Source organism: Streptomyces sp. MK37H (assembly GCF_018035285.1).
Taxonomy (GTDB): Bacteria; Actinomycetota; Actinomycetes; order Streptomycetales; family Streptomycetaceae; genus Streptomyces; species Streptomyces endocoffeicus.
On record NZ_JAAAYH010000356.1, the window covers coordinates 1 to 9460 of the forward strand.

5 protein-coding genes and 1 pseudogene are annotated in these 9460 nt (G+C 73.4%); 2 read left to right on the top strand and 4 right to left on the bottom strand.

The window, feature by feature from the left end; all coding sequences use genetic code 11:
- Positions 1–81 precede the first annotated feature (81 nt).
- The 3 genes from GWI24_RS33980 to GWI24_RS33990 are packed head-to-tail and all read right to left on the bottom strand — an operon-like array spanning position 82 to position 6250.
- Positions 82–2145: an AAA family ATPase gene (locus GWI24_RS33980; RefSeq protein ID WP_210949903.1), complete on the bottom strand. Its 2064-nt coding sequence runs from the start codon at positions 2143–2145 to the stop codon at positions 82–84.
- Positions 2146–2147: 2 nt separating this feature from the next.
- Positions 2148–3776: a hypothetical protein gene (locus tag GWI24_RS33985; protein ID WP_210949904.1), complete on the bottom strand. Its 1629-nt coding sequence runs from the start codon at positions 3774–3776 to the stop codon at positions 2148–2150.
- The gene (locus GWI24_RS33990) at positions 3773–6250 is read right to left on the bottom strand and encodes a protein kinase (RefSeq protein WP_210949905.1); all 2478 of its coding nucleotides are present in this window, start codon (positions 6248–6250) and stop codon (positions 3773–3775) included. The genes GWI24_RS33985 and GWI24_RS33990 overlap by 4 nt, the downstream gene beginning before the upstream one ends.
- Positions 6251–6490: 240 nt before the next feature.
- On the opposite strand from GWI24_RS33990, the gene GWI24_RS33995 reads away from it, so the two are divergent.
- Positions 6491–7639: a macro domain-containing protein gene (locus tag GWI24_RS33995; protein ID WP_247617243.1), complete on the top strand. Its 1149-nt coding sequence runs from the start codon at positions 6491–6493 to the stop codon at positions 7637–7639.
- 343 nt (positions 7640–7982) lie between these two features.
- Here the strand turns inward: GWI24_RS33995 and GWI24_RS34000 are convergent, their stop codons facing one another.
- Entirely contained in the window at positions 7983–8690 is a 708-nt protein-coding gene (locus GWI24_RS34000; protein ID WP_210949907.1) for a 4Fe-4S cluster-binding domain-containing protein, read from the bottom strand.
- A gap of 333 nt (positions 8691–9023) precedes the next feature.
- Between GWI24_RS34000 and GWI24_RS34005 the strand changes: the two are divergent.
- A pseudogene (locus tag GWI24_RS34005) lies at positions 9024–9460 on the top strand (hypothetical protein); the annotation flags it as partial.

Sequence of the window (9460 nt, forward strand, 5' to 3'; positions counted from 1 at the left end):
CCGGTTCGGCCGCTTCCGCCGGTGCTTCCCCCTCCTCGTCGTCCGGCTCGCGCCACCACCCCGCCGGAGCGGCCCCACCGCTCATCGGCCGCCGCCGGGACCGGGACCCGCGGCCCCGGTTCGTACCACCCGGAGGTCCAGCGCCACCGTTCCGTCCGTGGCGGGCCGCACACCGGTGACGGTGACGGCCGTGCCCGACAGCCGCTCCTGGTCGAACAGCGCCCGTGCCAGCGGGTTGATCAGATGTGTCTCCAGCAGCATGCCGATGCCCCGGCCACCGTTGTCGACATCCGCCGTGCAGTAGGTGGACAGCGCCTGATGCGCCTCGTCGGAGAGGCGCAGATGCACCCCTTGATCCTCGCGCAGAACCCGCTGGATGTTGCCCACCTGGGAGTCGAAGATCTCGGCGGCCACCTTGGCGTCGATGTAGTCGAAGACCACCACATTGCCGCCGAAGCGGTTCATCAGCTCCGGACGGCCGATCCCCTCCACGAAGTGATCCTTCACATTGGCCAGGATGATCTCCTCCAGCTGGTGGTACGGCATACCGGGCTCGGCCACCCGCCCTTCGCGCCCGCCCTCGCCGGTCCGTTTCCTGACCCCGAGGTTGGAGGTGAAGATGAGCACGCATTCGCTGAAGTACGTGGTGACCCCCTGCCCATCGGTGAGCCGGCCATCCTCGAGCACCTGGAGAAACTTGTCCAGCACCCCCTTGTCGGCCTTGTCGATCTCGTCGAACAGCACCACCCGGAACGGGTCGTTGCGCACCGCCGTGGTCAGCTCGCCACCCGCCTCGTAGCCCACGTATCCCGGCGGTGCGCCGAGCAGCCGGTCCACCGAGTGCGGTGCGGAGAACTCGCTCATGTCGAAGCGCAGACAGGCGTCCTCGGTGCCGAACAGCAGCTTGGCCACCGACTTGGCCAGCTCGGTCTTGCCGGTGCCGGTCGGCCCGGCGAAGAACAGCACACCGCGTGGCCGGCTGCCGGGGTGGGACGCCTGGGCGCCGGACAGGCCGAGCGCGGCACGCTTGAGGATGTCGAGGGTCTTGCCGACCGCCTTCTCCTGGCCCTTCACCCGCGCCCGCAGATCCGCCTCGCCCTTCTTGATCTGCTCGCGGATGTAATCCGCCTGCCACGGGTTGTCCTTGACGCCGAGCTGGTAGACCCGGACCGCGTCCCGCATCTCGGCGAACGACAGCCCGCGGTCGAGAGCCATCCGGGCGCTCTCCCGCATCGCGCGCAGGGTCAGCCCGGCGGTGGCGCGGGCGAAGGTGTCGAGGTCGTGCTCGTCCGGCTGCCGTTGCTTGTCGAGCCGCACCGGCCCGTCGTCCCCGTTGTCCTCGGGCGCGGACGCGGCGGTGTGTTCCTCGGCCAGCAGCTCGGCCATGCGCCGTCTGCTGCCCAGATCGGGCAGCGGGATGCCGATGGTACGGACCCGTTCGCTGCCCGCGACCAGCCAGGTGGGCAGGTCGCGCTCCCCGTCGGCGAGCCAGATCACGGGGTTGAACAGCCGCCGTCCGCTGCCCGGGGAGGAGATCGGCCGTGCGTCCTCGGCCAGCTTCAGGCAGTTGAGGAAGAAGTCCCGCTCCGCATCGCTGAGCCGGGTGACATCGGTGGGGATCCGGGCGGCGTAGTCGATCAACAGCACCACCCGGTAGGGCTGTTGGCGCTGTGCGGTGTCCGGGCGGGGGCGGCCGTCCGGTGACTTCGGCTGCCGCCCCTGCTGCTTCCAGCCGGTGACGATGTCACCCAGGGTCCGCTCCGCGTCGGTCAGGTGGACTGGGGTGTCGGCGCGCCGGGCGCGCCCGGGGCTGGTGGCGTCCCGTCCGTGCAGCAGCTCGCGGACCTCCTTGGCCGCCGGGCCCGCGACGACGGTGAAGCCGTCCGCGATGTCGAAGCGGATCAGCGCCTCGTACCCCTCCTGCCACAGCGCGTTCCACAACACCTCGGTGAGGGTGTGGTGGGCGTCGTACGTGCGCTCGGGGCCGCCCTCGTCGGGGTCCTTGTCGTGGCGGACGAGGTGGATGTCCCGGATGCTGCCGTGCAGGACATACTGGGAGTGGACGCTGAGCGTGCCGACCAGCTCTTCGGCGAAGGCCGGGAGGCTGCGGTCCGCGCGGCCCGGGGAGGTGGCTGCCTCGGTCATACTTACGTCTCCTGGTCGCGGTGGCGGACCTTGGGTCCGGTGCGGTGGTCATGTGCGGGGCGGGCCGCCGTGCGCGGGACCGGCCGCGCGGGTGGCTCGTCGAACTCGAACGGCACGCTGAGCCCGGCCCGTTCCGCCAGCTTCCGCAGCTCCCGCAGATGGTCGGAGGCCTCCACGCACCGCTGCCAGTCGAGGTCCAGGTCGTCGTCGGTCTCCTCGGCGGGGTCGCGCTCGCGGTGCATGGTGGAGACCCGGGCGGTGCCCTCGGCGTCCACGCTGATGCGCAGCCAGTGGTCGTCCCCCCAGCCCGGCGGGGTCCAGTCGATGAACTGCACCGCGCCGGAGGTGGTGTATCCGGCCGTCTCGGGCTCCGACCGCTGGACCGCCGCGCGGATCACCTCTGCGGCGTACATCCGCTGATACGCGTCGACCCGCTCCCCTACGCGGGCCGCGACGCGTGCGCGCTCGGCCTCCTCCAGCGTCCCGCCCTGGTGCAGAAAGCGCTCCAGGACGGCGATCTCCGCACCGGCGTCGGGCAGCGGAACGGGGGTGCCGGGGTGGTCGGCGCGGAGGAAGGCGAGCTGCTGGGCGGCCCACTCCTCGGTCTCCTGCCGCCGCTCGGCGTCACGCGAGACCCGCTCGGCGAAGCGGGCGGCCTCCCGCAGATGGCGCTTGGCCGCGGCGGGCCGCTGGGCGGCCACTTCCGCGGCGACGGTGACCTTCTCCTCCACCAGCCGGTAGTCGGCCACCGCCACATTCCGCGGCAGCAGGGCCAGCAGGTCCGCGCCCAGCCGCAGCACCTCCTCCTCGCTCGGGGCCGCGGTGGCGGCGGGCGGCGGCTGTGGCAGCGCATCGCGCGCCTCGGTTTCGGTGGCCGCCTCCTCGTACGCCTCCAGGGCCTTGACGCGGCGGGCGCGCAGGGTGGCGTGCCAGCCGGTGTCCGCGGGGTGCGCTCCGGCCACCGGGCGGGCGGCGGCCTCCATGGTGGCGCGTGCGTACGCGGCCTCCGCGCGGCGCAACCGGCGGTCGGTGTCGGCCAGCCGTCGCCACACCTCGTCCAGGCTCATGCCGGTCAGGGCCAGCGGCGGCGGCAGGTCGGGCGGTTCCGGTGGCCCGTCGGGTCCGGCGGCCGTGGCGGCCCGCCGGATGCGCGCGCGCAGTGTGTCGAGGCGGGCGTTGGCCCGGACGGCGGCGAAGGCGGCGTCCCGCCAGCACTCGGCGGCCTGCCGGGCGTCCAACTGCCGCTGCCGCAGCTCGGTCTGGTACTCGGCGGCGCGGATGGCGGCAGCCGCGAGCACCTGCGCCCCGGCCATGGTGGCGCGGCCGACGAGCAGCGCCCCGCTGAGCGAGCCGAGGCCGATCAGGGCGGGCACCATCAGGTCGTGCAGCTGGTCCATGGCGGCGTGCAGCGCATGGCCCCCGGCGTTCTGCACGGCGTCGCCGATGTGCTGGCCGACGCCGGTGCCGATGTGGTCCGACAGCCCGGTGCCCTGGACCGTCTGGTGCGGCACTCCGGTGTTCTGGACGGTGTTCTGAAACGTGTGCTGGAGGGTCTCGGCGGCCGGAGGCTGGGGGAAGTACACATCCGGCATCACATCGCCGATGCTGGGGATCGCCTGGCCTGAACTCATGTGACACTCCCTGACGTCGGCGGGGCGGCCGCCCTCGGCCGGCCGGGGCGGACCCGGTCGTCCCGGCCGCGCAGCTCCGCCACATAGCGGCGCCAGCACCGCGTCCGGTGCCAGGTCCACCAGAGGAGGACGGCCACCGTGGCGATCGGCCACACCCAGGGGGCGTAGGCCACGGTGGCCCACAACAGGGCGACGGCCGGGAGGATCAGCAGGCCCTGGACGGGGAAGCGCGAGCCGGGGCGGCGGATGAACCGGGCCACAGGCAGCGCACGGTCGATCAGCAGCCCGGCCAGGGAACGGTCCGGGTGGTAGCCGGGGCTGCCGATGCGATGGGCCGTCCACAACTCCAGGGCCAGGACGGCGGCGGCCGCCGGGACGGCCAGCATCCACGCCGTCAGCACCGCGCGCTGGGCGGGCCATCCGGCCAGATCGCCCAGACCGATCACGAAGATCCATGGGAAGACGAGGCCGACGGCTCCGCCGAGGGCCCAGCCGAGCGTGGGCAGCATGTCCTGTCTGCGCACCCACAGCGTGGCCACGTCCAGGTCGCGCTCCTGGCGGAGGAGGGCGTGCTCGTCGTTCACCCGGCCCTGCGCCTCCGTGGACTCCTGCTCGGCGAATCCGGCCAGCCACTCGGCCAGTTGCATCCGCACCAGGTCGTCGGGGTCGCGTAGCAACCGGCCGTACCAGGCCACCGGCTGCGGGAACGCCGCCTGGATACGGGCGGTCCGCTCCTGGAGCCTGCGCCGGTGCGCGGTGGGGGCCGCGGCGAGCGAGAGGAGGGCTGCGAGCCGGGAGCGGTCGAGCCGGGTGGCGGCGCGCACCTCGGCGCGGCGGTCGCGCAGCCAGGGCGACGCGTGGAGCGCCTCGTCCACGGTGTGCTGCCAGCGGGAGCGGGCCGTCAGCCAGCGCTGCTGCACCTCGGCGAGCCCTTCGCCGCCGGGCCGTGAGTCCAGCAGCGGCAGGATGGTGTGGTCCCGCAGGTCCTCCACGACCGAGAGGGCGAACTCATCGCCGCGCCCGGCCTCCCGCAGCAGATCGCCCAGCCCCGCGTGGTCCAGCGGCACCCCTCGGTAGGAGGCGTCGAGGGTGGGGCCGAGCCAGGAGATCAGCCGCACCATCGTGACCGGCCTGGGCTCACGCGGTGGCGTGGCGGGGTGGTGCGACTCCAGGAGGTCGAGCAGCGCCGTCAGTTCCTCGGCGTCGCGGCCCGGGGCGCCCTCGAACTGCCGTAGCCAGCGGGTGAATTCACTGCGGCCGCGCCGCCGGGAGAGGAGCTGCCGGGCGGGCCGCCAGTTCTCGCTGAACGCCCTGGCCAGTTGCTTCGGCCGGGTGTACCGCTCGTCGAGGAAGGCGAACGGCTCGATGTCCGGGTCGTCCGCCGGGTCCGAGGCGCCGGGGGCCGCGCCCGTCTCCCAGGGGGCGACCGGTGGCGAGCCGCCCACCAGCCACTGCGCCACCTCGTCGGTGCCCCAGCGGTGGTCGGGGTCGCGGGTGAGCAGCCCCCGGCACAGCAGCCGCAGCCGGTGGTCGGTGACCAGGGACAGATCCGGGGCGCGGGAGCTGATCTCCTCGCGGACGAAGTCGTTGTCGGTGAACCGGATGGGGTGGCGCCCGCCGGCCATCTCGGCGACGATCATGCCGAGCGACCACCAGTCGGCAGGCGGATGGATCAGCTGGTGGCGCAGCGACGCCTGCGGGGACATGTAGAGGGCGGTGCCGACCCAGCGCTCGTCCCGGGTGTAGCGCTCGGCGGGTTCATGGGCGGAGACGGCGAAGTCCACGAGGACGAGGTCCGGAGCGGCCGGGTCGAGGCTGCCGAGCACGATGTTGGCGGGGCTGAGGTCCCGGTGCACGATGTTCAGTTCGTGCAGGGTGGTGAGGGCCTCGTGCAACTGCCGTACGACGCTGTGGATGAGCACGGGGTCGGCCGGGCCGGGGTTGTCCCTCAGATATCCGGCCAGATCGGTCTCGCCGCAGGAGGGCGCCAGGTCGTACGGATGGCCGTCGGCCCCGGCGTCGCTGGTCTCGGTGAAGTGGGTGAGGTGGCGGCGCGGGCGGTCCCGCAGCAGCTCCCACACCCGGCGGTCCGGGGCGTGGCCGCGGTGGTACCACTTCAGGATGTGGCTGCCTCGGTCGTCCTCGACGCGGTAGACGGCCGCCTGGTGCGGATGGTCGGGGCGGCGCAGCACGGCCCTCAGGCGGAACCGGCCGCGCAGCGAGACGGGCAGCGCTCCGGTGTCCCCGCGCAGGTCGCGACCCCCGTCCGCGGCCTGCGCGGAGGCCGCCGAGGGGATCTCGTCCTCGGTGGGCCCGGCCGATGTGGCGGCCGCCGACGGGGGCGGCTCCTCGTGTTCGGTGGGCGGCGGCCCGGCGTCGTACGCGCGCCGCCGCTCTTCGGGCTCCCCGGAAACCCCGTACTCCTCGTCGTCCTCGTATTCCGTGGGGGGCGGTTGCTGGTGCGGATGGGTCACAAAGGTCACCTCGTGAACGGGCAGGCGTTGTCGGATTCATGGCGGCGACGACGGCGGCCGGGGGCCGCCGGGCCGTGGATCAAGAAAGCGGAACCCCGGAAATCGGAAATCTGTTCCAGCGCGGCTGGAATTACCGGCGGTACAAAGCCCGGCGGGGAACGGCCGCCGGGAGACCGATTTCCTCTTTCTCGGCCGGTCGCTAGCCTGGTGACCATGAGTCAGGAGCCATTTGAGTCAAATTTGCCCACATACGATCAACTCCTGGAAGAACTCAAAAGCATACGCAGACCCGGACTGCCAGATCTGCGCAGCATCGATCGGCCGGCGCTGCGCGCCGCGGCCGTGGCGGGCGGCTTCTGCGATGGCTCCGACGACGCCCCGGCCGGTATCGAGGCACTGCTCAAGGAGGCGGTACGGCGCCTCGGCGAGCGCGATCTGCTGGGCCAGGCCGCGGCCCACACCTTCGGACTGCTCCCCGACCGCCGGGGCGCGCCCGCCCATGACCGCCGTAAGACGGCCGCCGCCGTGTACGGAGTCACCTCCGAGCGATTCCGCAAGCACCAGGAACCGCAGGTCGTCCAGCAGCTCGCCGAGGCCGTGCTGACCATCCTGCGCGAGCCGCCGCCCCTCTCCGGCGGACAGGGCTCGACGGGTCGGAGCCCCGGGCCGGGTGCCGGGGCACAGCTCCCCGGCGGACCGAGCGCGGCCGGGCAGAGCACGCTCGCGCGCAGCGGCCGGATCAGCCGGACCGGCCAGGAGCCTCCGCTGCGGGTCGACAGTGTGCCGGTCGACGCGCAGAGCACGGTCACCCTGCATGTCTCGCCCATCGAACTGCTCCGGGACGTCGAGGTGCTGGTCTCCTCGGAGAACGTCTACCTGGAGATGTCCAAGACCTTCCGCCCCACGGTCTCCGGCGCGCTGCGCCTGGCCGCCGCCGTACGCGACCCCGCCGGGGAGATCGTCGACGATGTGCTCGCCCGCGAACTGACCGCGTGGCTGCGCGCCCACGGCCGCCCGGGGCTGCCGATCCGGCCGGGCACGGTGGTGCCCACCTCGCCGGGGGCGCTCGCCGCGCGCGGCGTCCGGCGGATCTACCACGCCGCGGTGGCCACACCGCTGGACGATACGTACGAGGTCCGCCCGGAGAGCATCGCCCGCGCGGTCAGCGCGTGCTTCGCGCTCGCCCGGGCCGAGCGCGACCGCTACGAGCCCGCCCTGTCCTCCATCTGCTTTCCGCTGCTCGGCGCGGGCCGGGGCGGACTGGCACCGGCGGTCAGCGCGACCTGGCTGCGCTGGGCGATCCGCGATGAACTCGCCCGGGACGCCCGCTGGCGGGTGCACCTGGTGGTCCGCAGCCGGGAGATCGCCGAGGCGGTGGGCGCGCTGTGAGCACAGCGGCGGAGGCCACGGCGGCCGGTGCCACAGCGTCCGAGGGCACAGCCGCCCCGGCCACGGCCACCCGAACCACGATCGCCCGGACCACGGCCACCCGGACCACGACCGCCCGGACCACGGCGGCCGGTGCCACAGCCGCGGGGCCCGGAACCGCCCCGGCCACAGCCGCCCGGCCCGCCGCGTCCCTGACCACAGCCGCCGGACTCGCCGTACGCCCTGCCGACCGGGCGACGGCACGCCGTACCGACCGGGCGGTCGTCCACCGCGCCGACCGGGCGACCGCACGCCGTACCGACCGGCCCACCACGCGCCGTACCAGCCTGGCCGGCGCCCCCGCTCAGGGGCGCCAGCTCGCACCGGTGAGGGCGATCCCCGCCCGCCGCAACCGACGCTCCAACGCGACCAGTTCGCCGCGCCGCGGCACTCCGTAGAGCCGCACATCGCCGTCCCCCTCGACCATCTGCAGACGCGGCCCGCTCTCCGTCCGGGCCAGATGTTCCTGGTAACGCGCCCGCCCCCGGGCCGTACGCGGCCGCATGCGCTGGTTCGCCGAGCCGCGCCACACCAGGGCGGTGGGCTCGGCCACCCGGAAGCGCCCGGTCACCAACACATCGGCGTGGCGGACGGCGGCGGAGCGCGCCGCGTCGGCTTCCACTTCCTCCTCCTCGTATCCCGTGTACAGGAGGATGTCGATCTCGCGGCCCGCCGCCGGACCGCCCGGTGCCACCGCCTCCGCACGGGCCCGCACCGCCCCGGCCAGCAGGGCCTCCAGGGCGGCGGGCTGGTCGAGCGGCTCGCCGCCGCTGACCGTCAGCCCGTCGGCGCCCCGCGCCAGCGCCTCGCGCCACAGCCCGAGCAGGGACGACACCGTACGGGAGGCGCCGCCCGACGGATCCCAGGTGTGCCGGGACATACAGCCGGCGCAGGCCAGCCCGCACCCCTGGGACCAGATGCCCAGACGCCGCCCCGGGCCCAGGGTCTCCACCGGAAAGTGCGTCTGACTGATCCGGAGCGTGGGCTCCGCGCACCCTGGAACGTTCTCCACCGACCCATCTCCCATTCCCCCGAGGTCGTGTTCCGAGATTCGTGATCAAGAAGGCGTGGCCCCGGAACCGTTCCAGTATGACCCGGCGTCAGGCATCGACGAGGGCGTTCTCCGGTCGACTTCCGGGCGTTTTCAGGATCGTGTCCTACGGGGAGCATTCCCGGGTACGACCTCATCGATACGGTCTGACAGGGAATCGAATCGACAACGACATCGCCATCGTCATCCACATCGACTGCGAGCCTTTTGCGGGAGAAAGCGGAATTCCACTGTCCGCAATGCGGCTGTCCGGAGCGGCAATTCCGCACCGGGGAAATCGGGGGATCCATTTCCATGATCACAACCGACAGTGTCAACGGGGTGGTGCGCCGGGGAAGGCTCGGCCGTACCGCCCGCTTCGCGGCCCGATGGCGGGGCAGGCGCGACGGCGCCCGCGGCGTCCCCCGCGTCCCGCTGCCGGCGCCGCCCGAGGAGGAGCGGGGCAAGATGCCCCCGCCGGCCATCGAGCCACCGGCGCCCGAGCTGCTGATCACCCCGTATGTGATGGAGGTGCGCACCGGCGCCCGCCGGGCCACCGAGCAGATGCGCGCCGCCCTCATCGGACGGGAGCACGCCCTGCTCAGCAGGTTGCGCGCGGAGTCGGTGCGCGTGGTCACCCAGTACGACGTCCGGGAGGACCCCCGGCCCGCGGCGCTCGCGCGGTACGGCCACTGGATGGGCCAGTGGCGCACCAGCGTGGACCGGTGCCGGTCGCATGCCCAGGCCGTCGT

Coding starts and splice junctions, on each gene's coding strand:
- GWI24_RS33985 (WP_210949904.1), bottom strand. CDS start 3,776: ATGAGTTCAGGCCAGGCGATCCCCAGCATCGGCGATGTGATGCCGGAT.
- GWI24_RS33980 (WP_210949903.1), bottom strand. CDS start 2,145: ATGACCGAGGCAGCCACCTCCCCGGGCCGCGCGGACCGCAGCCTCCCG.